This window comes from Streptosporangium roseum DSM 43021, from assembly GCF_000024865.1.
Classification (GTDB): Bacteria; Actinomycetota; Actinomycetes; order Streptosporangiales; family Streptosporangiaceae; genus Streptosporangium; species Streptosporangium roseum.
Map to the genome: position 1 here is coordinate 1,127,021 of NC_013595.1, position 26,252 is coordinate 1,153,272.

At 71.6% G+C, this 26,252-nt stretch carries 17 protein-coding genes; 14 read left to right on the top strand and 3 right to left on the bottom strand.

Annotation, left to right across the window (positions count from 1 at the left end):
• Nucleotides 1-12 precede the first annotated feature (12 nt).
• The 10 genes from SROS_RS45700 to SROS_RS52695 all read left to right on the top strand — a co-directional run bounded on the left by SROS_RS45700 (nucleotide 13) and on the right by SROS_RS52695 (nucleotide 6,330).
• A complete protein-coding gene (locus SROS_RS45700; RefSeq protein ID WP_148268961.1) occupies nucleotides 13-468 on the top strand; it encodes a hypothetical protein in 456 nt (151 codons plus the stop codon).
• A gap of 184 nt (nucleotides 469-652) precedes the next feature.
• The gene (locus SROS_RS05320) at nucleotides 653-1,201 is read left to right on the top strand and encodes a class F sortase (RefSeq protein WP_043654804.1); all 549 of its coding nucleotides are present in this window, start codon (nucleotides 653-655) and stop codon (nucleotides 1,199-1,201) included.
• Between the two features lie 185 nt (nucleotides 1,202-1,386).
• Entirely contained in the window at nucleotides 1,387-1,608 is a 222-nt protein-coding gene (infA, locus tag SROS_RS05325) for a translation initiation factor IF-1 (RefSeq protein ID WP_012887858.1), read from the top strand.
• A gap of 24 nt (nucleotides 1,609-1,632) precedes the next feature.
• Nucleotides 1,633-1,746 carry a 50S ribosomal protein L36 gene (rpmJ, locus tag SROS_RS05330; protein WP_003956441.1) on the top strand — a complete coding sequence of 38 codons (114 nt, stop codon included), beginning with the start codon at nucleotides 1,633-1,635 and terminating at the stop codon, nucleotides 1,744-1,746.
• Nucleotides 1,747-1,957: 211 nt separating this feature from the next.
• Nucleotides 1,958-2,338, top strand: a complete 381-nt coding sequence (gene rpsM / locus SROS_RS05335) for a 30S ribosomal protein S13 (protein WP_012887859.1) — start codon at nucleotides 1,958-1,960, stop codon at nucleotides 2,336-2,338.
• 45 nt (nucleotides 2,339-2,383) lie between these two features.
• Nucleotides 2,384-2,788 (top strand): 30S ribosomal protein S11, encoded by a 405-nt coding sequence (gene rpsK, locus SROS_RS05340; RefSeq protein WP_012887860.1) that lies wholly within the window; start codon nucleotides 2,384-2,386, stop codon nucleotides 2,786-2,788.
• 20 nt (nucleotides 2,789-2,808) lie between these two features.
• Nucleotides 2,809-3,435 (top strand): 30S ribosomal protein S4, encoded by a 627-nt coding sequence (gene rpsD / locus SROS_RS05345; RefSeq protein WP_012887861.1) that lies wholly within the window; start codon nucleotides 2,809-2,811, stop codon nucleotides 3,433-3,435.
• 97 nt (nucleotides 3,436-3,532) lie between these two features.
• Complete coding sequence (locus SROS_RS05350) at nucleotides 3,533-4,549, top strand: DNA-directed RNA polymerase subunit alpha (protein ID WP_031171182.1); 1,017 nt, start codon at nucleotides 3,533-3,535, stop codon at nucleotides 4,547-4,549.
• Between the two features lie 87 nt (nucleotides 4,550-4,636).
• Complete coding sequence (rplQ, locus tag SROS_RS05355) at nucleotides 4,637-5,167, top strand: 50S ribosomal protein L17 (RefSeq protein ID WP_012887863.1); 531 nt, start codon at nucleotides 4,637-4,639, stop codon at nucleotides 5,165-5,167.
• 80 nt (nucleotides 5,168-5,247) lie between these two features.
• Nucleotides 5,248-6,330 carry a tRNA pseudouridine synthase A gene (locus tag SROS_RS52695; protein WP_012887864.1) on the top strand — a complete coding sequence of 361 codons (1,083 nt, stop codon included), beginning with the start codon at nucleotides 5,248-5,250 and terminating at the stop codon, nucleotides 6,328-6,330.
• A gap of 96 nt (nucleotides 6,331-6,426) precedes the next feature.
• On the opposite strand, the gene SROS_RS45705 is transcribed toward SROS_RS52695, so the two are convergent.
• From SROS_RS45705 to SROS_RS51975, 3 genes are all read right to left on the bottom strand, one after another.
• Complete coding sequence (locus SROS_RS45705; protein WP_052316877.1) at nucleotides 6,427-7,410, bottom strand: hypothetical protein; 984 nt, start codon at nucleotides 7,408-7,410, stop codon at nucleotides 6,427-6,429.
• A gap of 1,442 nt (nucleotides 7,411-8,852) precedes the next feature.
• Nucleotides 8,853-9,845, bottom strand: coding sequence for a hypothetical protein (locus SROS_RS05370; RefSeq protein ID WP_012887867.1), 993 nt, complete (start codon nucleotides 9,843-9,845; stop codon nucleotides 8,853-8,855).
• 35 nt (nucleotides 9,846-9,880) lie between these two features.
• Entirely contained in the window at nucleotides 9,881-10,648 is a 768-nt protein-coding gene (locus SROS_RS51975) for a CAP domain-containing protein (protein WP_012887868.1), read from the bottom strand.
• Nucleotides 10,649-11,007: 359 nt separating this feature from the next.
• Between SROS_RS51975 and rplM the strand changes: the two genes are divergently transcribed.
• The 4 genes from rplM to SROS_RS52700 all read left to right on the top strand — a co-directional run bounded on the left by rplM (nucleotide 11,008) and on the right by SROS_RS52700 (nucleotide 26,212).
• On the top strand, nucleotides 11,008-11,451 hold the full coding sequence (rplM, locus tag SROS_RS05380) for a 50S ribosomal protein L13 (RefSeq protein ID WP_012887869.1): 444 nt from the start codon (nucleotides 11,008-11,010) through the stop codon (nucleotides 11,449-11,451).
• A 69-nt stretch (nucleotides 11,452-11,520) separates the two neighbouring features.
• On the top strand, nucleotides 11,521-12,039 hold the full coding sequence (gene rpsI, locus SROS_RS05385) for a 30S ribosomal protein S9 (RefSeq protein ID WP_012887870.1): 519 nt from the start codon (nucleotides 11,521-11,523) through the stop codon (nucleotides 12,037-12,039).
• 1 nt (nucleotide 12,040) lies between these two features.
• Complete coding sequence (gene glmM / locus SROS_RS05390; RefSeq protein ID WP_012887871.1) at nucleotides 12,041-13,396, top strand: phosphoglucosamine mutase; 1,356 nt, start codon at nucleotides 12,041-12,043, stop codon at nucleotides 13,394-13,396.
• A 1,080-nt stretch (nucleotides 13,397-14,476) separates the two neighbouring features.
• Nucleotides 14,477-26,212 (top strand): DUF7927 domain-containing protein, encoded by an 11,736-nt coding sequence (locus tag SROS_RS52700; protein ID WP_012887872.1) that lies wholly within the window; start codon nucleotides 14,477-14,479, stop codon nucleotides 26,210-26,212.
• Nucleotides 26,213-26,252 lie beyond the last annotated feature (40 nt).

The following is a 26,252-nucleotide window of genomic DNA, read 5'->3' on the forward strand; positions in this document are numbered from 1 at the left end:
ATGCTGGGAAGCATGGTGGCCCTCATGTTCGCGGGTGGCATGACCGGTGTCGGGGATGTGGAGGTCACGCCGTCGACCGTCCGGCCGGGGCAGACGGTCAACATCTCCGCCGGTCGGTGCGGCACTCCGGCGACCGCCTACTCGGCGGCGTTCCGCGCCACCGCGGCGCGGCTCGACCGTCACGCCCGCGCGATGCAGGGCAGCGCGAGGATCAGTCCCCACGCCGCGCCCGGCACCTACGCCATCACCGTCCGCTGCGTCCAGGGCGGGCCGTACAACGGCACCTTCGTCGTGGGCGACGCCCACCCGACCAGCGGCCCGGACACCGGCGGCGGCGGACTCGCGATGACCGTCGCCGACCACACCGCGCGCACCGCCTGGCTCTTCGGGTCGCTGATCGCGATCGTGACGGCGCTGGGCGCGAGCTTCGCGCTGGCGCGCGGACGCCGCAAGCGAACCGATCACTAGACCTCCGTGTCCGCCCGGGACCTTTCATGCCGCCCATCGGCGGGGCGGCGTTCCGGGCGGGCACGGACCCGGCTGTTCCGTCCGCGTTCTTCTGTGCCTCGCGCTCGCGGCGGGGTGCGGCGTAGCCGTACCGGAGGGCGGGCGCGGGCGGCCGGTGGCCGTGCCGGTGACCACTCCGGCGGGCATGCCGTCCGGGTGGGCCGGGCCCGGTGGGCGGGGCCGGCCGACACCGCTCGCGGGGGAGCTGGGCCGCGGCGAGCCGACACGCATCATGATTCCGCGCATCGGGGTGAACGCCCCTCTGGTGGTGCTCGGCCTGGAGGGCGACGGCGCGCTCGCCGTGCCGCCGCTCGACCACGCCGACGTCGCGGGCTGGTACGGCGGGGGCCCGACACCCGGGGAGCCCGGTTCGGCGGTCATCGTCGGCCATCTGGACACCAGGACCGGGCCCGCCGTGTTCGCCCGGCTCGACGAGCTCAGGCCGGGGGACTCCATCGGCGTGGCGCGCGGGGACGGGACCGTGGCGCTCTTCGCGGTGGAGCGGTTGGAGCAGGCGCCCAAGGACCGTTTCCCCGCGGAGCGGGTGTACGGCCCGACAGGCGGGCGGCGGCTGCGGCTCGTGACCTGCGGTGGTAGCTTTGACCAGGCCAGACGTTCCTACGACGACAACATAATCGTCCACGCGCTGTACCGTGCGGGATATCTCACCTCGGATCTGAGGTATCCTGAGTAGCGGTTGTGTCAAGGTACCGGCCGGGTGTTTCGCATTTCCTCGCCCGGTGCCGTACACTCCTTTTTCGGTTCACTATGACCATTGCGCGTCGGCGGTGTCGCAACCGCCGCTCTCATCGAAGCGCTGGGTCGCGGCTGCTTAGTGTTCCGAAGCCTCAGACGACCGATCAGTGAAACGCGAGGGACATGGCCAAGAAAGACGGCGCCATCGAGATCGAGGGCACTGTGGTTGAGTCGCTCCCGAACGCGATGTTCCGGGTGCAGCTCGACAACGGCCATAAGGTCCTGGCCCACATCAGCGGGCGGATGCGGATGCACTACATCCGGATCCTTCCTGACGACAGGGTTGTCGTCGAACTGAGCCCCTACGACCTCAGTCGTGGGCGGATCGTCTACCGATACAAATAAGCGTCTGAGGGACGAATAAGGACTATGAAGGTCAAGCCGAGCGTCAAGAAGATCTGCGACAAGTGCAAGGTGATCCGCCGGCACGGTCGCGTCATGGTGATCTGCGACAACCTGCGCCACAAGCAGCGTCAGGGATAGTCGCAGTAAACAGGTCTTGCAAGAGTCCGCTCCTTGGTGGCGGACTCGACCCATGTGAGGCCGCAAAGTAATCGCGCTTCACACCTGTGCAGGCGGCCCACGGCCGTACCCCGCAGGAGACCCCCGGTCGGAGGCCGGGGCCCTCACCCCGGGCATGGGGAGGGGAAGTGAGGCGTAGGACCTCCGCCATAAAGAAGGAGAATGCCCGACCATGGCTCGCCTGGTTGGCGTCGACCTCCCCCGCGACAAGCGGCTGGAGATCGCTCTCACCTACATTTTCGGAATCGGCCGCACCCGTGCGCTCGAGACCCTCAAGGCCACCGGCGTGAACGGTGACCTCCGTGTTCACCAGCTCACGGACGAAGAGCTCGTCCCGCTGCGTGACTACATCGAGGCGAACTACAAGATCGAGGGTGACCTCCGTCGCGAAGTTCAGGCCGACATCCGTCGCAAGATCGAGATTCAGTGCTACCAGGGCATCCGGCACCGCCGTGGCCTTCCCGTGCACGGTCAGCGTACGCAGACCAACGCGCGTACCCGTAAGGGCAAGAAGAAGACCGTGGCCGGCAAGAAGAAGCCCGGTAAGAAGTAGTCCGCGCAGCCGCAGGACCGAAGACCTCAGGAGTGAAGGCAAAGAATGCCTCCTAAGAGCCGCCAGGGTGCCCCGAAGAAGGTGCGCCGCAAGGAAAAGAAGAACGTCGCTCACGGGCACGCCCACATCAAGAGCACGTTCAACAACACGATCGTTTCGATCACCGACCCGAGCGGGAACGTGATCTCCTGGGCCAGCGCCGGCCACGTCGGGTTCAAGGGCTCCCGTAAGTCCACCCCGTTCGCCGCGCAGATGGCCGCCGAGAACGCCGCTCGCCGCGCCATGGAGCACGGCATGCGCAAGGTCGACGTCTTCGTCAAGGGCCCCGGTTCCGGCCGTGAGACCGCAATCCGTTCGCTGCAGGCGACCGGCCTCGAGGTTGGCTCCATTCAGGACGTCACCCCCGTGCCGCACAACGGCTGCCGTCCGCCCAAGCGCCGTCGCGTCTGACGCCCAGGAGAAGATAGAAAATGGCTCGTTACACGGGTGCGGACTGCAAGCTCTGCCGTCGGGAGAAGACCAAGCTCTTCCTCAAGGGCAAGAAGTGCGAGTCCGCGAAGTGCCCCATCGAGATCCGTCCTTACCCGCCGGGTGAGCACGGCCGTGGTCGGCCGAAGGAGTCGGAGTACCAGCTCCAGCTCCGTGAGAAGCAGAAGACCCGCCGCATCTACGGCATCCTCGAGAAGCAGTTCCGCAACTACTACGAGGAAGCCAACCGCAAGGGTGGCAAGACCGGCGAGAACCTCCTCCAGATCCTGGAGAGCCGTCTCGACAACGTGGTCTACCGCGCCGGTTTCGCCGAGTCCCGCGACGCCGCCCGCCAGCAGGTCCGTCACGGACACATCCTGGTGAACGGCAAGAAGGTCGACATCCCGTCGTACCGCGTCCGCGAGCACGACATCGTCGAGGTCCGCGAGCGCTCCCGCAACCTCCTGCCCTACGAGGTGGCCCGCGCCACCTCGGGCGACAAGACGTTCCCGGCCTGGCTGGGCGTCGCTCCGGAGGCCATGCGCGTCCTGATCCACCAGCTCCCGGTCCGTCAGCAGATTGACACCCAGGTCCAGGAGCAGTTGATCGTCGAGCTCTACTCCAAGTAGCGGCTCACGCAGGTGCCGTACGGTTCGCCGTACGGCACCTATGCTGTTGTTCGAGCGGCGTCAAATAGCGGGCGCCGCCATGCAAGGGGAGACCCACATGCTGATCGCTCAGCGTCCGACCCTTCTCGAGGAGTCCCTCGAGGAGACCCGGTCCAAGTTCATCATCGAGCCGCTGGAGCCGGGTTTCGGCTACACCATCGGCAACTCGCTGCGGCGCACGCTGCTGTCGTCCATCCCGGGCGCGGCCGTGACCAGCATCCGCATCGAGGGCGTGCTGCACGAGTTCTCGACCGTTCCGGGGGTCAAGGAGGATGTCACCGACATCATCCTGAACCTCAAGGAGCTGGTCGTCTCCTCCGAGCACGACGAGCCCGTGGTCATGTACCTGCGTAAGCAGGGCCCCGGCGAGGTCACCGCCGCCGACATCGCGCCCCCGGCCGGTGTCGAGGTGCACAACCCCGAGCTGCGCATCGCCACGCTGAACGGCAAGGCGAAGCTGGAGATGGAGCTGACCGTCGAGCGCGGTCGCGGCTACGTCTCCGCGGCGCAGAACAAGCAGCCGGGCCAGGAGATCGGGCGCATCCCGATCGACTCCATCTACTCCCCGGTGCTCAAGGTCACCTACAAGGTTGAGGCGACCCGAGTCGAGCAGCGCACCGACTTCGACCGTCTGATCCTGGACGTCGAGACCAAGCCGTGCATGAAGCCCCGTGACGCGGTGGCCTCCGCCGGCAAGACCCTCGTCGAGCTGTTCGGCCTCGCCCGCGAGCTGAACGTCGAGGCCGAGGGCATCGACATCGGCCCGTCGCCGACGGACGCGGCTCTGGCCGCCGACCTGGCGCTGCCGATCGAGGAGCTGAACCTCACGGTCCGTTCCTACAACTGCCTCAAGCGCGAGGGCATCCACACCGTGGGTGAGCTCGTGGCCCGCAGCGAGCAGGACCTGCTGGACATCCGTAACTTCGGTGCGAAGTCCATCGAAGAGGTCAAGCAGAAGCTGCACGAGATGACGCTCGCCCTGAAGGACTCCCCGCCCGGGTTCGACCCCAGCGCGGTGGCCGGCGGCGGCTACGACGACGACGACAGCGCGTACGTCGAGACCGAGCAGTACTGATTTTTCTGTAACGGGGATCGAGCGACTCCCCGGCCTGACCCCGGTACCTGATACGGCCGGGGCGGGTTCACTCTCAAGGAGAACGAAATGCCTCAGCCCGCAAAGGGTGCCCGTCTCGGCGGAAGCCCGGCTCACGAGCGGCTGATCCTGGCGAACCTCGCCACCCAGCTGTTCCAGCACGGCCGGATCAAGACCACGGTGGCCAAGGCCAAGCGTCTGCGCCCGCTGGCGGAGCGGCTGATCACCAAGGCGAAGAAGGGCGACATGCACAACCGTCGCCAGGTGCTGACCGTCGTCCGTGACAAGGGTGTCGTCCACCACCTGTTCACGGAGATCGCGCCGACCTTCGCCGAGCGTCCGGGCGGCTACACCCGCATCACGAAGGTCGGCCTCCGTAAGGGCGACGCCGCCCCCATGGCCGTCATCGAGCTGGTGTCCGAGCCGCTGAACACGGTCCGCACCACCAAGGCCCCGGCCGCCACCGAGGCCCCCAAGGCCGAGGAGACCAAGGCCGAGGAGACCGCCGAGGTCACCGAGGAGCCGAAGGCCACCGAGGAGACCGCTGAGGCCACCGAGGCTCCCGCCGAGGAGACCGAGGCCAAGAAGGACAACGCCTGATCTTTCAGGTCCTGTGAACGGGCCCGGCATCCCCTTCTGGGGAGGTGCCGGGCCCGTTCCCGTTTTTCGGGAGGAACATCGTGGTACGGCTGCGCCTGGACCTCGCATATGACGGCACCGACTTCTCCGGCTGGGCGAAGCAGCCGGGCCGGCGGACGGTCCAGGGGGAGATCGAGGAGGCGCTCGGCAAGATCCTCAGGCTCCCCGAGCCGCCGGTCCTGACCGTGGCCGGGCGGACGGACGCGGGGGTGCACGCCCGGGGCCAGGTGGCCCACGTGGATCTGGGGGTCGAGGCGTTCGGCGCGCTGGAGAGCCGGCACGGCCGCCGGGCACCCGCCGCCCGCCCCGCCGAAGCCGGGCCCGCCGCCCGCCCCGCCGAAGCCGGGCCCGCCGTCCGCGCGGCCGAGGCGGGGACCGCCGCCGATGCCGTCCGCGCGGTTGAGGCCGGGGCCGCTGCCGCTCGCGCGGTCGAGTCCGGGCCCGAGGCCGCCCGCCCCGCCGGGGCCGCCGCCGAGATCGGATCCGTCCTTGCCGGGGCCGCCGCCGACGCCGGGTCGCCGGCCGACATGGATGAGCGGCTCTCCAGCCTCCGTAGAAGGCTGGCGGGGGTTCTGCCCCCTGATGTAAGGGTTTATCGCGTTACGGTGGCTCCTAGGGGCTTTGACGCCCGTTTCTCCGCGATGTCGCGCCGGTACGCCTACCGGGTCTCCGACGCGCCCGGCGGGGTGGACCCGCTCCGCCGCCGCGAGGTCATCTGGTACGGCCGGCCGCTCGACGTCGACAGGCTGAACGCGGCCGCGGCCGTCCTGCTGGGCGAGCACGACTTCGCCGCCTTCTGCAAGAAGCGCGAGGGCGCGACCACGATCCGCGAGCTGCAGCGGCTCGACTGGGTCCGGCAGGACGACATCCTCGTCGCGACGGTGGTGGCCGACGCCTTCTGCCACTCGATGGTCCGGGCCCTCGTCGGATCGCTGCTCCCCGTAGGGGAGGGGCGCCTCGCGGTGGACTGGCCCGGCCGGGTGCTGACGCGGGCCGTACGGGATTCCGGGGTGCACGTCGCACCGGCGCACGGCCTCTGCCTTGAGGAAGTGCGATACCCCGAGGCCGGGGAGCTGGCCCGGCGGGCCACGGAGACCCGCCGGGTGCGCACGCTCAGCGCGTGACGGGCGCCTCAGCCGGCCGGGCCGATCGGGCCTCGCCCGCACCCTTCCGGTACGGCCCGCGCCCTCCCGCCCCGGCCGGCTCGGCTGCCTCTCCCGTCAGCTCGTCACCCGGCGCTCGACGACCTTGGCCGTCTGGTCACGGAAGGCGCCGCTGACCTTGCCGAGGCTCTTCTCCTTCGCCGTCGGGGTGTGCCCGTCGCTGAAGGTGGCGTAGCTGAACACGATGTAGCGGCCCCACACCAGCCCGGCCGCGTAGCCGCCCGCGATGTGCACGCGCTCGGCACCGGTCCCCGGGGTGCCCGGCAGGCCACGGAACCACAGGTTGCTGTTCAGGTTCTTGGCCTGGTCGACCTCCACCGCGGACTCCCTGGTGGGCAGCACCGCGATCCCGGTGGTCACGGCGTACTTCCGCTTGCTGTCGACGTATGTGGCCCGCAGCACCCGGCGGCAGTCCTTGCTGCGCAGCGCGCTGGCGAACTTGCCGGCGGCCGCCTTCTGGCACTGCTGGGTGACCTCGGTCTTGACCCGGACGAACGTCGTCCCGGCCAGGGTCACCTTCTTGGTGAAGGCGTCGGCCACGGTCATCTTGCCCGGGTCGGTCTTCTCGGAGTTGAGCATCGTGGTGTTGACCGGCTCCGGTTCGGCCGGGGCCGGATCCTCGGTGGGATCGATGGGCTCCGCGCTGGGGATCGGATCGGCCGCGCTGGCCGCCTTCTTGGCGTTGAACGACTGGTAGGCGAAGAAGGCGCCGGTGCCGATGCCTCCCACCACGACGGTCACCACGGCCGCGATCAGCAAGGTGCCGGCCTTGCTGCGGCGCGGCGGGGCGGGCGGAGGCGGTGCGACCTCCATCACGACCGCCGAGGGCGGGGTGAACGGGCCGCGCAACTCCATGACCCCGGTCGAGGGACCCGACTGCTCGGCCGACGGCGTCGCCGGGGCGGGCGGGATCGACGCCACGATCACCGGTATGCCGCCCGGCGGGGTGTCCTGGTCGCCGGGGGGCGGAGGCAGCGCCGGCATCCCGGACTCGGAGTCCTGTGCCGCCGGAGCGGGGGAGGGCATCGAGGCGTCGGTCACGGATTCGGGGGGTGGCGGGGGCACCTGTGGCATCAGCTCCGGCTGGGAGGCCGGGATCTGCGCGACGGGCGCAGGCCCGGAGGGGGGAGGACCCGGTTCGGCCGGGGTCGCCGGACCGGCGGGATACGGGCCTGCTCCGGGCGGCGTCGGGCCGGAGGGGAAGGCATCGGGTCCGGATGGCGGTGTCGTGGCATGGGCCGGGCGGGGCGCCGGCGCCGGGCTTGAGGCATGGCCCGGTCCGGGGAGCGGTTCCGGGCCTGGGACGTGGCCTGCTCCCGGCGGTGGGGGCGGGCCGAGGACGGGCCCCGGGACGGGGACGTGCGTGTCCGGCCCCGCGGGCTCCTGACGGATCGGTACGGCGGGCTCGGATGTGCGGACGTTGACGGTGTTCTCGTCCGGGCTGTCGGGGAAGGCCGCGGAGGGCGGCCAGACGGCGACGTCACCGGGCTCACCCGGGCGGGGGGCCGTCTCCTCCTGGTCGGACCAGACCGGCTCCCCGGTGGCCGCGGGCCACTGCGGGGCGCCATGGGCGTCCGGTGCGGACGAGGGCCACACCTGCATGCCCGCAGCGGCGGCGGTGAAGGCCGGAGGCGGCTGCCACGGCGGTGCCCCGGGAACGATCGGCGCGGTGGACAGCGGCGGGCTGTCCGGCGACACCGGGGCCGGGGAAACGGAGCCGGACGACGCCGGAGCCTCCCCGGCGGGCGCCGGACCGGGCCACGCCGGCGGTCCCGGTGGCCCCGCGGGAGCGGCGGCTCCCGCCCACGGCGGAGCGGACGGCCCTTCGGGGCCGGGTGTCCCGGTCCAGGGCGCGGGGTGCGACCCGTCGGGCATGGGAGGGGTTGCCCAGGGCGGGCCGGAGGGGCCTTCGGGGCCGGGTGGCCCGGCCCACGGTGTGGTGTGTGGCCCGCCGGGCGTGGGGGGACCGGCCCAGGGCGGGCCGGGAGGTCCGGTGGGGGGAGGGGAGCCGGCCCATGGGGAGAGCCGGGGGTCCGGGCCGGGGGAGTCGGACCATGTCGTCCCCGGTGGCTCCGGAGACGCGGGATGGTCGGGGCGCGGCCCGGGCTGCGGGGAGCCGGGCCATGGGGTGGGGACTTCGTCCTCGGGGTCGGCGAACCAGTCGTAGGGGGCGCCGCCGTCACCGGGAACCGTCCACGGCTGGGCTGTCCCGGGCGCCGGCGCCGGCCACGCCGAGGGGTCGTAGGGCTGATCGTCACCTGTGAGATCGGTCCGGAGCACGGGAGGCGAAGGCTGGCCGAAACTCGGCGGAGGCGTCGCCGGTGCAGCCGAACCCTCGGCTTCGCGTTCGTGCTCGGACCCGGATTCCTGGCCACGCATACGTCGAAGCGTAGCGATAGCCGGAGATCGTCATGCGGGTATGGGCGTTCCTGGCCGTATCGCCCGCCGGTTTTGTGCGGGAAATCGGCCGGATGAACCCTTGCTCAAGGGCGCTTCCCGGTCAGCGAACGGGACTCCAGCGCCGGGGTGACCGTCGCGTCGGTGGCCCCGAAAGCCGCCTGGTTGAGCTTCTTGACCTCGGTCTTCTTCGGCAGGTGCCCGTCCTTGTACTGGAACCAGACCATTACGGCATAGTGCCCGTGGCTCCACCCGCCCGCGAATGCCTCACCCGTGCCGAGAAATTTGGTGACTTTGTCCTTGCCTGGAAGCGCCTTGAGGTATTCCTCCCGCGACTTGCCGGCCCCGACCGAGGCGACCTTGGAGGCCGCCGCCGACGTCTTGAGGTTGGCCACCCCCACGGTTCCGATGATCTTTCCTGAGGCGTCGCGGAAGCTGGCGCGCAGGAACTGGGTGCACTTGCCCGCGGTGAGTGCCTTCTGCAGCTTGCTGCCCACCACGGCGTCCTTGCACTTCTTGTCGAGCCTGCTGGTGGTCATCAGGTAGCTCTGGCCGTCGAACGTCACCTTTCTGCTCCTGAACACCTCCTTCAGCCCGAGCGGGTGGCGGTCGGTCGCCCGGGAGGCGGCGAATCCGAACTTGCCTCCCGGATTGTTGGGGATCGGCGCGTCGGAGGCCCGCGCCGGGGGGCTCGCCGTACCGGACTGCGGGGTCGGGTCGGAGTTGGCGAGCATGGCCAGGCCGATCCCTCCGGCGACCAGCACGCCGAGCCCGCCGGCCGCGATGAAGATCGGCCGCCGGGAGCGCGGGCCCTCGTCGTAGGGGCTCCACATCGCCTGCCTGGGCTGTTCCGGCGGCGCGGCCCGGCGCTCGGGCGGCGCGGGCTGCTGGAGCTGCTCGGGCTGCTGTGCGGGCCGGGGGGGCTGCGGGGGCCCGGCGGCGGCCGTGGCCGTGGGATCGGGGCCGTACGGGCCGCGCCCGTGCGGGGCGGGCTCGAACCAGTGCTCGCCCTGCGCGGGCGGCGACGCGTCAGGCTGGACGTACGGCTGGCGGCGTGGCGGCTCCCCGGGAAAACCCATGCGCCGAGACTAGTCCTGTATCAGAGCCGATTGGCTCAGGAGTAACCGAAGTCCTGCGTCCACCAGGGACCGCCCGGACCTTCCATCGTCCCGACGCCGGTGGCGGTCAGCTTGCAGTTGAGGATGTTGCCCCGGTGGCTGGGGGTCGCCATCCAGCTCCGCACCGTCTCGGCGGCCGTGGCGTAGCCGCGGCCGATGTTCTCCGCGCCTCCGTCGCGGTAGCCGGCGGCCTCCATCCGGTCCCAGGGTGACTCACCGCCGGGGGAGTTGTGGGAGAAGGTGCCGTTCTTCGCCATCTCCTCCGAGTGGGCCCTGGCCGACTTGACCAGCCGCCTGTCGACCCGGAGCGGAGCGCAGCCGTGCCGCCCGCGCTCGATGTTGGTGAGCCGGATGATCCCCCTCTCCATCGGGGTCAGGGGGGTGGAGACGGCGGGGCTGTCCTCTCCTCCCTCCCCGTTGAGGACGTAGCGGGAGTCGTCGTCGCCGAAGTCGTCGATCGAGTCGTGAGGGGCCCTGGTGGCGCGCGGCGTGGGCTGCGGCAGGGTCGTCACGGGGGTGGCGGAGGGGCGGACGACCCGGGAGAGCGGGGCGCGATGGCCGTCACGCCCGCCGGCGGTCGTGGCGGTGGGGGTGGGCTTCGCCGGCCCGGCGTTGTTCAGGTAGATCTGGCTCGGGGTCTCCTCGTCGCGGCTTCCCCGGCCGATGAGGAATCCGAGCAGCAGCACCGTCATCAGACACGCGAACAGTCCCATGCGGCGCAGGCTGGTCCGCTGGGTATGGCGGGGGTGAAGGGGCTGCCACATACCGCTGTTAAAGATAGAGATGTTTGCATTGTGGAAGAAGAGAATGTCGAGAACGTGTCGGAACCGTTCTGTGAAGGCTGAGTGCGTCGATTCCCGACCAGTGTCCCGGCGCCGGTAGACTGCCCAGGGACACCGGCGAAGAGTCGCGTCTTTTTGACCCATGCTCGTCCGCGCCGGTATCCTGCTAGTTCGTTGTGTGCGAATTGGTCTCCTCTGCAGACCGATGCGCGGCGCGTCCGGCGTCATCTCCTCGGTCCTAGGGAGACGGAAGGTCCGGGCTGTCGTGTGCCCGCACCTACCGACCACGTTGCTGTCACTTCCGACAGCGCCGAAGACGCGAGCAAAGAAGGCATACGACCGTGCGCACGTACACACCCAAGCCTGCCGAAGTCGAGCGTCAGTGGCACATCATCGACGCCACCGACATCGTGCTTGGCCGGCTGGCCAGCCACGTCGCGATCCTGCTTCGCGGTAAGCACAAGCCGACCTTCGCCAACCACGTCGACACCGGTGACTTCGTCATCATCATCAACGCCGACAAGGTCGCGCTGACCGGCAACAAGCTCGAGCAGAAGAAGGCGTACCGTCACTCGGGCTACCCCGGCGGTCTGCGTTCCGTGACCTACGGTGAGCTCATGGAGAAGCGTCCCGACCGTGCCGTCGAGAAGGCCGTCAAGGGCATGCTTCCCAAGAACGCCCTGGGCCGGAAGATGATCAAGAAGCTCAAGGTCTACGCCGGCTCCGAGCACCCGCACCAGGCACAGCAGCCGGTGCCCTTCGAGCTCACCCAGATCGCCCAGTAGTCGCTAGCTGCTTATCGCCAGCAGCGTTGGCCTACGGCCGACGCCGAGTAGGAAAGTTAGAGGAGAACCGTGGCTGAGTCCACCGGTGTCGAGACGCCCATCGAGGGCGAGCAGGAGTACTCCCCGGAGGAGTTCCCCTCCGAGTACACCTCCGAGTCCACTGTCAGCGGCGAGGCCGCCGTCCGTAAGCCCATCACGACGGGCAACTCCTACGGCACCGGCCGTCGCAAGGAGTCCGTCGCCCGCGTGCGCATCGTGCCGGGCACCGGCAAGTGGACGATCAACGGTCGCCCGCTCGACGGCTACTTCCCGAACAAGGTCCACCAGCAGATCGTCAACGAGCCCTTCGTGGTTCTCGGCGCCGAGGACCAGTTCGACGTCATCGCCCGCATCAACGGCGGCGGCGTGACCGGCCAGGCCGGCGCCCTGCGCATGGGCCTCGCCCGCGCGCTGGCGATCCTGGACGTCGAGGTCAACCGCGCCCCGCTGAAGAAGGCCGGCTTCCTGACCCGTGACGCCCGCGCCACCGAGCGCAAGAAGTACGGCCTCAAGAAGGCTCGCAAGGCTCCGCAGTACAGCAAGCGTTAAGTTGGGGCGCCTTTTCGGCACCGACGGGGTACGTGGGGTCGCTGGTCGCGACCTCACGGCCGAGCTCGCCATGGACCTGTCCGTGGCCGCGGCTCATGTCCTCGGCGATGCCGGGGCGTTCAATGCCAGCGTCGGGCGGCAAGGCCGTCCCGTCGCCGTCGTAGGCCGGGACCCTCGGGCTTCAGGAGAATTCCTGGAGGCCGCTGTGGTCGCCGGCCTTGCGTCGTCTGGCGTGGATGTTCTCCGGCTCGGCGTGCTGCCCACCCCGGCGGTCGCTTACCTCACCACGGCTCTCGGAGCCGACATGGGCGTGATGATCTCCGCCTCCCACAATCCCGCCCCGGACAACGGGATCAAGTTCCTCACCCGCGGCGGCTACAAGCTGCCCGATGCGGTGGAGAACGAGATCGAGCAACGGGTCGGCGAGAAGTGGGAGCGCCCTGTCGGCGCTTCGGTCGGTCGCGTGCGCGAAGCGCACGGCGAGGCCGACCGTTACGTGTCCCACGTGCTGTCCACCGTCTCCGGCCGTCTGGACGGCCTGAACGTGGTCATCGACTGCGCCCACGGTGCCGCCCACATGGTGGCCCCCGAGGCGTTGACCAGGGCCGGGGCGACGGTTGAGACCATCGGGGCCCGCCCCGACGGGCTCAACATCAACGCCGGCGTGGGCTCCACCCACCTCGACAAACTCCAGCAGATCGTCATCTCCCGCAACGCGGACGTCGGGATCGCCTACGACGGGGACGCCGACCGCTGCCTGGCGGTCTCGCACACCGGCGAGGTGGTCGACGGCGACCAGATCATGGCCGTGCTCGCCATGGCGATGCACGCCGAGGGGAAGCTGGCGGGGGACACCGTGGTCGCCACGGTCATGTCCAACCTGGGCTTCAAGATCGCGATGAAGAACGCGGGCATCGACGTGGTCGAGACCGCCGTGGGTGACCGCTACGTGCTGGAGGCCATGAAGGCCGGCGGCTACAACCTCGGCGGCGAGCAGTCCGGCCACGTCCTCATGCTCGATCACGCCACCACCGGAGACGGTCTGCTGACCTCGCTCCAGCTGCTGGCGGTCATGGCCCGTGAGGGCAGGTCACTGGCGGAGCTGGCGTCGGTGATGACCCGGCTGCCGCAGGTCCTGATCAACGTCAAGGGCGTGGATCGGGCAAAGGCCTCGATTCCGGAGCTGTCCACCGCGGTCGCGGCGGCGGAGGCGGAGCTGGGGGAGACCGGCCGGGTGCTGATCCGGCCGAGCGGCACCGAGCCGATGATCCGCGTCATGGTCGAGGCCGCCTCGGCGGAGCAGGCCGAGCTGATGGCGGGCCGTCTGGCGGACGTCGTCCGTACGGCCTGCGTCTGAACGCGGCCGTGACCCTCGCCCGGCGTGCTCCACGCGCGCCGGGCGGGGGCGGGGCCGGCTGGAGCGCGCCGGTCCGGTGACGGCGGCGGCCGGACTCCGGCCGCGGGCCCATCGTCGTCCCCGCGCGCACGGAGCCCGACGGCCCGGTCGCGGGGTTCCGGTCGCGGGTCCAGCGCCATCCCCGCACACGTGAAGTACATTGATCGGTCAAGGTGCGGAGCAGGGGAGCCGGCTGCCGGTCCCCGCCTCACCTCGGCCCGCGGAGGCGCAGGGGCGCGCCCACTATGGCGGATGGCCGGAGCGCGGTGCCATTCGGGCGGGTTGAGAGCGCATTGCCCTTACTTCTGCCGTAGCGCCACGGCCCTGATCGCCGCCCGGACCGTGCCCGGCGAAATGCCTCATCTGACGCCACGCCGACACTTCTCCTTCATTGACACTCCAAGTAGTTGATCAGACACTCTGAGTGTTTGCGGCGGAGCTCCCTTTCGGGGAGGCCGCCGGCGGACAGAAGTGAGGCTCCCTTCCAGGGGATGCCGCTGGCGAACAGATGAGGGACGAATGCTGGCATCCTGCAGAGTTCGACGGGTGCATTCCAGAGGGCCCGCACCGGGAGGCGGGCCCGTGGTCATGACGGGTTCCACGGCCACGACGGGCGCGCGGAGGGCCGTGAACCGCTCGGCCGCCCAGCCGCGTGGCGGGCCCGGTGACGGTTCCGGGGCCGGGACCCCGTCCGGCGTACGGCCCGTCCGTCCGGCGTACGGCCCGTCCGTCCGGCTCCGGCCACAGCCGGGTACGCCACGCCCGCACTGTAGGACGCGTCCCGCCGGGGAGCGCGCCCGCGCCGGGCGGCGTCAACGGTGATCCGTCGCAGTGCCCCGCTCTCGAGGGAACTCGCAGGTGGAACGTCGCCACCATCACGATCAATCGAGGGATTGGCGTTCCTTTGTCCATCGCTGTCCCCGTCCCCGCCTGTGACTTGGCCGAGGTGACGGACCCGCAGGCGCCCCGTTCCTTCATCGGCCGGTCCCGGCCGCCGTCGCGAAGCTCGTGCGGGCCGTTCCGGCGCGCCGGGAGTGCCGCATGAGCGAGTGGCCGGGCGTCCGGGCGGGCACGCGCCCCGGACGGCGGGGCCGGGATGTCGTCGGCGCGGTGGCATGGACGCCCCGCCACAGAAGAAGGGTCGCCCGGATCATGGCCCTGGCCCTGACCGGTTCGGCGCTGACCGGCACGCAGGCAGCCGCCGCCGCGGCGGCCGGCACGCTCCTGTTCAGCCAGCCCTTCCGCAACAACACGGCCAACGGGACCGGCGCCGTGGTGCTGCCCGCGCTGCCCAGCGGCACGGGCACGACGAACTTCGCGTGCCTGACCGCCTCCGGTAACACCAGCACCGGCGTCCTGCGCAGCTGCACCACCAGCACGGACAGCGCGGGCTCCGGCAAGCTGCGCCTCACGAACGCGACGACCAGCAAGGCGGGCGGCGTCTTCAGCGCCACCAGCGTGCCCACCTCCCAGGGCCTCGACGTCACGTTCAACACCTACCAGTACGGCGGAGGCGGCGCCGACGGCATCACCTTCGTGCTGGCGGCGGTCGACCCGGCCAACCCCCAGTCCCCGGCCAACATCGGCCAGCTCGGCGGTGCGCTGGGCTACTCCGCGAACGGCGGTTCTCCCGGCCTGGCCTACGGCTACCTCGGCATCGGCTTCGACGTGTACGGAAACTTCAGCAACAGCACCTACCAGGGGAGCGGCTGCACGAACCCCGCCTACATCGGGACGGGCAGCGTCCGGGTGCCCGGCCAGGTCCTCGTCCGCGGGCCGGGGAACGGCACCGTCGGATACTGCGCGCTCAACAGCACGGCCACCTCGACCAGCTCCAGCGCCCTCGCCCTGCGGGCGAGCGCCCGTACGGCCGTCCCGGTCCAGATCGGCATCAACCCCACCAGCTCGGTCCTCACCACCGCCGCCGGCCTGGCGGTCCCGGCCAACAGCTACCGGATGGTGGTCACCCTGGTGGGCGGTGCGACCAGGACGCTGACCGGTACCCTCCCCTCGGTCACCTCGGGCCTCTACCCGTCGAGCTGGCTGAACGCCAGCGGGATCCCCCGGCAGCTGGCGTTCGGCTGGGTGGCCTCCACCGGAGGCGTGACCGACTTCCACGAGATCGACGAGGCCGCGGTCTCCACGATCAGCGCCGTCCCCGAGCTGACGGTCGCGCAGACCGGCTACATTGCCTCGACGCTGGCGCCGGGCGACCCCGTGACCTACAACGTCGTCGCCGGCGTCGCCGCGGGCCTCCCGGAGACCTCCCCGGTCTCGATCACCCAGACCATGCCGGCCGGGACGGTGCCCGTGGGCGCCTACGGGACGGGATGGGTCTGCGACGCCCCGTCCGGGCGCTCCATAACCTGCACCAACGGCAACGGCCCGTTCGCGGCCGGGGCGGCGCTGCCGGCGCTCACCGTGGTGGGCATCGTCACCGGGGGCAACGTCACGCCGGCGCTGGTCCAGAGCGCGACCGTGGCCACGGCCTCGTCGATCGACGCCAGCCCCGCCTACTCGTCGTCGACGACCGCCGGCACGCTCCCGGCCGCACCGGGCGGCATCGCCGTGAGCCCGGCACTGGGCTCGATCGCCGGCGGCAACACCGTGACCGTGAGCGGCACGAACATCTCCAACGCCACCGCCGTCGAGATCGGCACCACCGCCCAGCAGGAGGCGGGCACCCCGGTCGTCCTGCTGCCCTGCGCGGCCGGGGTCACCACCGGCTGCTTCACGATCAACGCCAACGGCACGCTGACCATCCCCTCCATGCCCGCCAGGGCCACCAACGGCGCGGTGAACATCAACATCGTCACCCGCGGACTGGACGCGGCGGCCACCTACACCTACGTCGCCAGCCCCGGCACGCCCACCACGCCCACGGCCGTGGCCGGGGTGACCAGCGCGACGGTGAGCTGGACGGCGCCGGCGGGCAACGGCGGCGCCATCACCGGCTACATCGTGACCCCGTACCGGAACGGCGTGGCCCAGACCCCGGTGAGCTTCGACGCCTCGGCCACCAGCAGGACGCTTACCGGGCTGACCGCCGACGTGCCGTACACCTTCACCGTCGCCGCGGTGAACGCGATCGGCACCGGCTCGGCCGGCCCGGCCTCCAACCCGGTCGTCCCCTACAACGTCCCCGGCCGGCCCGTCATCACCGCGGCCACCGCCGGAACCTCCTCCGCCACCCTCACCTGGACGGCGCCGGCGGGCAACGGCAGCGCCATCACCGGCTACGTCGTCACGCCCTACGTCAACGGCGTCGCGCAGCCCACCCAGACGTTCAACAGCGCCGCGACCACCCAGAGCGTCACCGGACTGACCCCGGGGACCGCGTACACGTTCACCGTGACCGCGGTGAACGCGGCCGGCCCCGGCCAGCCGTCCGAGCCCTCGGCCACCGCCACCCCCAACTCCCCACCCGCGTTCACCTTCCCCGCGCCGCCGGCCGGAGAGGTGGGGGCCGCCTACAGCGTCCCGCTGACGGTCAGCGCCGGCACGGCGCCGTACACGTGGTCGGTCGGCGCGGGCAGCCTGCCGCCGGGCCTGACCCTGAACGCCTCCACCGGCGTGCTGTCGGGCACCCCGACCGCGGCGGGCGGCTACTCCTTCACCGCCCGGGTCACGGATGCCGGCAATGTGAGCACCACCCGGGAGGTCACCCTGGTCATCGCGCCGAGACCCGCGTTCACCTTCCCCGCGCCGCCGGGCGGCGAGGTGGGCGTCGCCTACAGCGTCCCGCTGACGGTCAGCGGTGGCACGGCGCCGTACACGTGGTCGGTCGGCGCGGGCAGTCTGCCGCCGGGCCTGACCCTGAACGCCTCCACCGGCGTGCTGTCGGGCACGCCGACCGCGGCGGGCGGCTACTCCTTCACGGTGAAGGTGCTCGACGCCCAGAACCAGAGCGACACCACGGCGGTGAGCCTGACGATCGTGCCGCAGCCGGCGTTCACCTTCCCCGCGCCGCCGGCCGCGCAGGTGGGGGTGACCTACAGCGTCCCGCTGACGGTCAGCGGCGGCACGGCGCCGTACACGTGGTCGGTCGGCGCGGGCAGTCTGCCGCCGGGCCTGACCCTGAACGCCTCCACCGGAGAGCTGTCGGGCACCCCGGCCGCGACGGGCAGCCACCCGGTCACCTTCCGGGCGGTCGACGCGAACGGCCAGGCCACCACCAGGGCGGTGACGCTGGTCGTCACGTCCGGGCCCCTGGTCGTCGTCAAGACGGCCAGCGCCTCCTCGGCGGTCGCCGGCGGCACGGTCGGCTACACGATCACCGTGAACAACACCGGGCCGAGCGCCTTCACCGGTGTGACGGTGAACGACGCGCTGGCGGGGATACTGGACGACGCGGCCTACAACGGCGACGCGGCCGCCACCGCCGGCGCGGTCTCCTTCGCCGCCCAGACCCTGACCTGGACCGGCGACGTGGCCGCCGGCACGACCGTGACCATCACCTACTCGATCACGGTGAACAGCCCCGGCACCGGCAACAAGGTGCTGGCCAACGCGGTGACCTCACCGACGGTCGGCAGCACCTGCCCGGCCGGCGGCGGCGACCCCCGATGCTCCGCCACGGTGACCGTCGCCGGGCTGTCCATCGTCAAGACCGCCGACGTCACGACGGCGACACCCGGCGGGACGGTCCGCTTCACCGTCACGGCCACCAACAACGGCCAGACCCCGTACACCGGGGCGACCTTCGGCGACGCCCTGGCGGGCGTGCTGGACGACGCGGTCTACAACGGCAACGCGACCGCGACCAGCGGCAGCCTGTCGTTCAGCGGCTCCACCCTGACCTGGACCGGGAACCTCGCGGTCGGCGCGAGCACCACCGTCACCTACACGGTGACGGTGCGCAACCCCGACCCCGGAGACCGCAGCCTCGCGGGCACGGTCCTGTCCGGCACCCCGGGAAGCACCTGCCCGCAGGGGAACCCCGGCCCGCAGTGCACCGCCGTGGTCACCGTCCTGGTCCCGGCCCTGGCGATCACCAGCAGCGCGGACGCCACCACCACGACCCCCGGATCGGTCGTGCGCTACACCTTCACGGCCTCCAACACCGGGCAGACGCCGTACGCCGGGACGAGTTTCACCACCTCTCTGGTGGGCGCGCTGGACGACGCCGCGTTCAACGGCGATCTCGCCGCGACGTCGGGCAGCGCCGTCCTCAACCCCGACGGCACCATCACGTGGACCGGAGACCTGGCCGTCGGCGCGGCGGTCACGGTCACCGGCTCGGTCACGGTGAAATCCCCCGACAACGGAGACAGGGTCCTGAGGACCTCCGTCACCTCCGGCGCGCCGGGCAGCACCTGCCCGGTGGGAAACCAGTCACCCGCGTGCCTCACCGGCGTCTCGGTCCTGGTCCCCGGTCTGACGATCACCAAGACGGCCGACGTGTCGGCCACGACCCCCGGATCGGTCGTGCGCCACACGATCGCGGTCACCAACTCCGGGCAGACGCCGTACACCGCCGCGACGGTCGCCGACGCGCTGGCCGGGGTGCTGGACGACGCGACCTACAACGCGGACGCCGCCGCGACCAGCGGTTCGGTCGGCTACGCCGGCTCCACGCTGACCTGGGTCGGCGACCTGGACGTCGGGGCGAGCGCCACGATCACCTACTCCGTCACCGTGCGCGACCCCGATCCCGGTGACATGACGCTCACCGGCACGGTCTCCTCGCCGACCACCGGCAGCAACTGTCCCGCCGGGAGCGGCGACTCCCGGTGCGCCGGCAGCGTGACGGTCCTCGTCCCGCAGCTGACGATCACCACCGCGACCGGCGGGGCCACCACGACCCCGGGTGCCGTCGTGCCGTACACCGTCACGCTCGCCAACACCGGGCAGACCCCGTACACGGGCGCCGGCGCCAGGTTCGTCATCGCCGACGTGCTCGACGACGCGACCTACAACGGCGACCTCACCACGGACGCGGGCAGCCTCAGCGTGGCCCCGGACGGCGCGATCCTGTGGGCCGGGGACATCGCGGCCGGCGCGACGGTCACCATCACCGGCTCGGTCACCGTGCACGCCCCCGTCACCGGCGACAAGGTGCTGAGGACCTCCGTCACCTCCGCCGCGCCCGGCAGCACCTGCCCGGTCATCGGCGCGACGTCGCCCGGCTGCTTCACCGTGGTCACCGTCCTGGTCCCGGCCCTGACGATCACGAACACCGCCGACACCCAGTCGGCCACACCGGGAGACACGGTCACCTACACGATCACGGTCGCCAACACGGGAGAGACCCCCTACACCGGTGCCCGGGTGACCGAGTCGCTGACCCGGGTGCTGGACGACGCGGTCTACAACGGCGACGCGGCCGCGACGACCGGTACGGTCACCTTCGCCGGGACGGATCTGAGCTGGAGCGGTGACCTGGCGGTCGGCGCGAGCGCCACGATCACCTACTCCGTCACCGTGCGCGACCCCGATCCCGGCGACCGGCAGATCGCCGCCGTCGTGATCTCGCCCACCCAGGGCGGCAACTGCCCCGCCGGCGGCACCGACCCCCGGTGCGCCGCGGCGGTGGCCGTCCTCGTACCGGAGCTGACCATCTCCAAGAGCGCGGACGCGACGACGGCGGCACCCGGGTCCACCGTCCAGTACACGGTCACCGTCACCGACTCCGGGCAGACGCCGTACACCGGTGCCACCGTCACCGACCTGCTGGCCGGGGTGCTGGACGACGCGGTCTACAACGGCGACGCGGCCGCGACGACCGGCACCGTCGGCGTCGCCGGGACGGACCTGAGCTGGAGCGGTGACCTGGCGGTCGGGGCGAGCGCCACGATCACCTACTCCGTCACCGTGCGCGACCCCGACCCCGGCGACGCGCTGCTGACGAGCACCGCCGTCTCGCCGGCGCGGGGGAGCAACTGCCAGGCCGGGAGCACCGACCCCCGGTGCACCGTCTCGGTGCCGGTGGCGCGCCTCGTGCTGGAGCAGGGCTACACCCGGACCGGTGCGGCACCCGGCTCCGTGGTCCGCCTCAACGCCACCTTCACCAACACCGGGCAGGTGCCCTACACGGGGATCAGGGTCTTCAGCGCCAGCGGCGACACCGTCGACGACGCCATCCCCAACGGCGACCAGGTCGCCGACTCCGGCACGCTCGTCCTCGACGCCCAGGGCATCACCTGGACCGGCAACATCCCCGTCGGGGGCGTCGTCAACATCACCGGCACCCTGACGCTCAAGAACCCGCCCACGGGCGACCGGACCCTCACCGGCACGCTGGTCTCCGAGGCGCCGGGCACCACCTGCCCCCCGGGCGGCTCCGACCCCCGCTGCACGTCCCGCCTCGACGTGCTCGTCCCCGGTCTGACGATCACCAAGGCCGCCGACACCGCGGCCACGGTCCAGGGCGGCACCGTCGGATACACGGTCACCGTCACCAACTCGGGGCAGACGCCGTACACGGGGGCGGCGTTCACCGACGCGCTGGCCGGGGTGCTGGACGACGCGGTCTACAACGGTGACGCGGCCGCGACGACCGGTACTGTCGGCGTCGCCGGGACGGATCTGAGCTGGAGCGGTGACCTGGCGGTCGGGGCGAGCGCCACGATCACCTACTCCGTCACCGTGCGCGCCCCCGACCCCGGCGACAGAAGCCTGACCGGCACCGTCTCCTCGCCCACCACCGGCAACAACTGCGCCCCGGCGAGCGGCGACCCGCGATGCACCAGCAGCGTGATCGTCCTCATCCCCGCCCTGACGATCACCAAGAGCGTCACTCCCACGACGGCGGTGCCGGGAAGCACACTCACCTACACGATCACGGCGGCCAACACCGGGCAGCTCCCGTACACGGGGGCGGCGTTCACCGACGCGCTGGCCGGGGTGCTGGACGACGCGGTCTACAACGGCGACGCGGCCGCGACGACCGGTACGGTCACCTTCGCCGGGACGGATCTGAGCTGGAGCGGTGACCTGGCGGTCGGCGCGAGCGCCACGATCACCTACACGGTCACCGTCGACAACCCGGTGACCGGCGACAGGAACCTGGCGAGCACGATCACCTCCGCCACCCCCGGCACCACCTGCCCCGCCGGAGGGACCGACCCGCGCTGCGGCACCGGCGTCCCGGTCACCCAGGCCACCACGCTGACGTTCGACAAGTCCGCGGACACCCGATCGGTCGCGCAGGGCGAGGTGGTCACCTACACCATCACGATCAGCAACAGCGGGCTGATCCCTTACAACGGCGCGGCGTTCACCGACTCGCTCGCCGGGGTGCTGGACGACGCCGCCTACAACGGCGACGCCGCGGCCGGCACGGGCCTCGTCAGCGTCGCCGGCCCGCTCCTGAGCTGGACCGGGAACGTCCCGGCGAACGGATCGACCACGGTCACCTACTCGGTGACGGCCGGCACCCCGGGCACCGGCGACGACATCCTCACCAGCACCCTGGTGTCGCCGTCCCCGGGCGGCAACTGCGAGGCGGGCGGCGGCGACCCGCGCTGCGCGGCCACGGTGACCGTGGCCAGGCTGTCCATCGTGACCACGGCCGACGCGCCGACCACGGAACCGGGCGACGTGGTGCGCTACACCACGGTGATGACCAACACCGGGCAGACGCCGTACAACGGGACCAGCGTCCTGTTCAACGGATACGGCGGCCTCGACGACGCCGTCCCCGGCGGCGACCAGGTCGCCACCTCCGGGTCGCTGTCGCTGGGCCTCGACGGGCTGACCTGGACCGGGAGCATTCCCGTGGGGGGCAGCGTGACGCTGACCGGTAGCGTCACGGTGAACAACCCCGACCTGGGCGACAGGGTGATCCCCCTCACCGTGGTCTCCGCGGCGCAGGGCAGCACCTGCCCCGTGGCCACCGCTCCCGGCTGCACCGTCATCGTCAACGTGCTGATCCCCGAACTGACGATCACCAAGGCCGCCGACCGGAACGCCGCCGTCCCCGGCGGCGCCGTGGCCTACACGATCACGATCGCCAACACCGGGCAGACCCCGTACACCGGGGCGACCGCCACCGACTCGCTCGCCGGCCTGCTGGACGACGCCGCCTACAACGGCGACGCGGCCGCGACGACCGGCACGGTCGGCTTCGCCGGCCAGACCCTGACCTGGAGCGGCGACCTGGCGGTGGGCGCGACCGCGACCGTCACCTACTCGGCCACCGCCGACACCCCGGACGTGGGCGACAAGCTCCTGACCAACTCCGTCGTGTCCACCGAGGCAGGCAGCACCTGCCCGCCCGCCAGCGCGAACGCGGCGTGCAGCGCGAGGGTCGTGGTCCTCACCCCCGCGCTGACCATCGTGAAGACCGCCGACAGGGCATCGGCCACGCCCGGGGACACGGTCACCTACACGGTGAACGTCACCAACACCGGGCAGGTCCCCTTCGCGGCGGCGGACTTCGCCGACGCGCTGGCCGGGGTGCTGGACGACGCGGTCTACAACGGCGACGCGACCGCGACGACCGGTACGGTCACCTTCGCCGGGCAGGCCCTCGGCTGGACCGGAGGCCTGGCCCCCGGCCAGGGGGCCACCGTCACCTACAGCGTCACGACCGGCAGTCCGGGCACCGGCGACCAGCGGCTGACCGGCGAGGTCACCTCCACCACCGCGGGCACCACCTGCCCGGCCGGCGGCACCGACACCCGCTGCTCCAACACGGTCCTGATCTCCAGGATCACGATCACGGCCTCGGCGGACGTCGCCACGGCCATCCCGACCGGGGTGGTCCACCACACGGTCACGATCGCGAACACCGGGCAGACGCCGTACGGCAGCGCCGTCGTGGACGGCCTGCTCGCCGACGTCTTCGACGACGCCGCCTACAACGGCGACGGGACGGCCTCGGCGGGCAACCTCACCTTCGTGCCCGGGAGCGGCCAGGCCAGATGGGAGGGCCCGCTCGCGGTCGGCGACACCGTCACCGTCACCTTCTCGGTGACGGTACGGAACCCGGACCCCGGCGACAAGGTCATGAACGCCGTCATGACCTCCGGCACCCCGGGGAACAACTGCCCAGCCGGGAGCCCCGCCCCGGCCTGCGCCTCGGCGGTGACCGTGCTGACCCCGGTCCTGGCCGTCTCCAAGAGCGCGGACAGGAGCACGGTCACGCCCGGCGGCACGATCGCCTACACGATCACGGTCGCCAACACCGGCCAGGCGCCGTACACCGGGGCGACGGTGACCGACCGGCTCACGCGGGTGCTCCCGGACGCCGTATACAACGGCGACGCGGCCGCCACGGCCGGCACGGTCACCTTCGCCGGCTCCGACCTGACCTGGACCGGTGACCTCGCGGCCGGCGCGAGCGCCACGATCACCTACACGGTCACCGTGCGCGACCCCGATCCTGGCGACAAGCAGATCGTCAACAGGGCCTTCTCCGACACCCTGGGCAGCACCTGCCCGTCCACCGGGTCCGTTCCGGCCTGCACGACGCTCGTCACCGTGCTCGTCCCGGCCCTGAGGATCGTCAAGGCCGCCAACACCGTCGTCGCCACCCCAGGCGAGACGGTCGGCTACACGGTCACGGTCACCAACACCGGGCAGACGCCGTACACCGGGGCGACCGTCGCCGACGCGCTGGCCGGGGTGCTGGACGACGCGGTCTACAACGGCGACGCGGTCGCGACGAGCGGCACGGTCACCTTCGCCGGCTCCGACCTGACCTGGACCGGCGACCTCGCGGCCGGGGCGTCGGCGACCGTCGACTACTCGGTCACCGTCGACATCCCCGACACCGGCGACAGGCTGCTCACCGGCGCCGCCACGTCGAACGCGCCCGGCAGCACCTGCCCGGCGGGCACCACGGACCCGGCGTGCGTCTCGACGGTCACCGTCCTGATCCCCGGCCTGGCCGTCTCCACCGTCGCCGACCGGGCGACCACGACCCCCGGCGGCACCGCGCGGTACACGGTCACGATCGCCAACACCGGCCAGACCGCCTACAGCGGCATCAGCGTCAGCGACGTGCTGACGGAGGTGCTGGACGACGCCGCCTACAACGGCGACGCCACCGCCACGGCGGGCACCGTCGTGTTCAGCGGTCCCGTCCTGACCTGGACCGGCGACCTGGCGACAGGCGAGACGGTGACCGTCGCCTACACCGTGACCGTCGCCGATCCCGACACCGGGGACAAGGTCATGACCGGTACCGTCGCCTCGTCGGCACCGGGCAGTACCTGCCCGGTGGGCTCCACCGCGCCCGCCTGCGGCGCGACCGTCACCGTGCTGATCCCCGCCCTGGACATCGTCAAGACCGCCGGCGCGCCGGCCACCGTCCCCGGAGGCACGGTCGGCTACACGATCACGGTCACCAACTCCGGGCAGACGCCGTACACCGGGGCGAGCGTCGCCGACTCACTGCAGGGCCTGCTGGACGACGCCGCCTACAACGGGGACGCCGCCGCCACCACCGGGGTGCTCGCCTACGCGGAGCCGGTGCTGACCTGGACCGGCGACCTGGCGGTCGGCGCGAGCGCCACGATCACCTACTCCATCACGGCGAACGGCACCGCCACCGGTGACAAGACCCTCACCAACGTCGTCACCTCGGACGCTCCGGGAAGCACCTGCCCCGCCCAGGGCACCGCCCCGGCGTGCTCCACGCTCGTACGCCTGCTCGTGCCGGAGTTGACGATCGTCAGGAGCGCCGACCGGGCGACCGTCGTCGCGGGCGGCACCGTCCGCTACACGATCACGGTCACCAACACCGGCGAGACCGGCTACCCCGGCGCCACGGTCACGGACCGGCTGGCGGGGGCGCTGGACGACGCGGTCCACAACGGCGACGCCGTCGCCACCACCGGGGTGCTCGCCTACGCCGAACCGGAGCTGACCTGGACCGGCGACCTCGCGGTCGGCGCCACGGTGACGATCACCTACTCGGTCGCCGTGGCCTACCCGGCCCGGGGTGACCGGCTCCTGTCCGGGACCGTCGTCTCCGCCGTACCCGGTTCGACCTGCCCGGCGGGCGGGACCGACCCGCGCTGCACGGCGACGGCGACCGTCCTGGTCCCGGCGCTCGGCATCACCAAGACCGCGGACACCGGCGGCGAGGTCGTCGCGGGCGGCACCCTCCGCTACACGGTCGTCGTCACCAACACCGGTGAGGCGCCCTACGACGCCGCCACGGTCACGGACCGGCTGGCGGGAGTGCTGGATGACGCGGTCTACAACGGCGACGCCGTCGCCACCACCGGCGTCCTGGCCTACGCCGAACCGGAGCTGACCTGGACGGGCGCGCTACCCGTGGACGCCAGCGCCGTCGTCACCTTCAGCGTCACCGTCGCCGACCCGGCCACCGGGAACGCCGAACTGGACAACCAGGTCACCTCGACGACCACCGGCAGCACCTGCCCGGCCGGTGGGACCGACCCGCGCTGCTCCGTCGTGACCTCCGTGGCAGCCACGAGCATGACCCTGACCGGCGCGACCGAGGACTTCACACTGACCGGCCCGCCGAACACGACCGTGCGGGGCGAGGACGTGGTCACGATGACGGTCGTCACCAACAGCGTCGACGGCTACACCGTCACCGCGCGGGCGGCCGCGGCCGAGCTCTCCCCGGCGCAGCCCGGCGTGACCGTCGGCATCCCCGTCGCCAACCTGCGCGTGCGCGAGCACGGCACCTCGACCTTCCGGTCCCTGTCCACCACCGACCCGGTGCTCGTGTACGACAAGCCGCTCCCGTCGGCACCGGGCGGGGACGGCATCAGCAACGACTACGAGGTCGACATCCCATTTGTCCCGACCGGCCGCTACACGGTGACGATCGACTACGTCGCGACGGCCAGATGACGTGCCACCGGGGGCGCAGACGACGTCCCCCCGCACGCAC

Bases quoted from the DNA above. Each gene is read 5' to 3' on its own strand.
- SROS_RS45700 (WP_148268961.1), top strand. From the start codon at position 13: ATGGTGGCCCTCATGTTCGCGGGTGGCATGACCGGTGTCGGGGATGTG.
- SROS_RS05320 (WP_043654804.1), top strand. From the start codon at position 653: ATGCCGTCCGGGTGGGCCGGGCCCGGTGGGCGGGGCCGGCCGACACCG.
- infA (WP_012887858.1), top strand. From the start codon at position 1,387: ATGGCCAAGAAAGACGGCGCCATCGAGATCGAGGGCACTGTGGTTGAG.
- rpmJ (WP_003956441.1), top strand. From the start codon at position 1,633: ATGAAGGTCAAGCCGAGCGTCAAGAAGATCTGCGACAAGTGCAAGGTG.
- rpsM (WP_012887859.1), top strand. From the start codon at position 1,958: ATGGCTCGCCTGGTTGGCGTCGACCTCCCCCGCGACAAGCGGCTGGAG.
- rpsK (WP_012887860.1), top strand. From the start codon at position 2,384: ATGCCTCCTAAGAGCCGCCAGGGTGCCCCGAAGAAGGTGCGCCGCAAG.
- rpsD (WP_012887861.1), top strand. From the start codon at position 2,809: ATGGCTCGTTACACGGGTGCGGACTGCAAGCTCTGCCGTCGGGAGAAG.
- SROS_RS05350 (WP_031171182.1), top strand. From the start codon at position 3,533: ATGCTGATCGCTCAGCGTCCGACCCTTCTCGAGGAGTCCCTCGAGGAG.
- rplQ (WP_012887863.1), top strand. From the start codon at position 4,637: ATGCCTCAGCCCGCAAAGGGTGCCCGTCTCGGCGGAAGCCCGGCTCAC.
- SROS_RS05370 (WP_012887867.1), bottom strand. From the start codon at position 9,845: ATGGGTTTTCCCGGGGAGCCGCCACGCCGCCAGCCGTACGTCCAGCCT.
- SROS_RS51975 (WP_012887868.1), bottom strand. From the start codon at position 10,648: ATGTGGCAGCCCCTTCACCCCCGCCATACCCAGCGGACCAGCCTGCGC.
- SROS_RS52700 (WP_012887872.1), top strand. From the start codon at position 14,477: ATGAGCGAGTGGCCGGGCGTCCGGGCGGGCACGCGCCCCGGACGGCGG.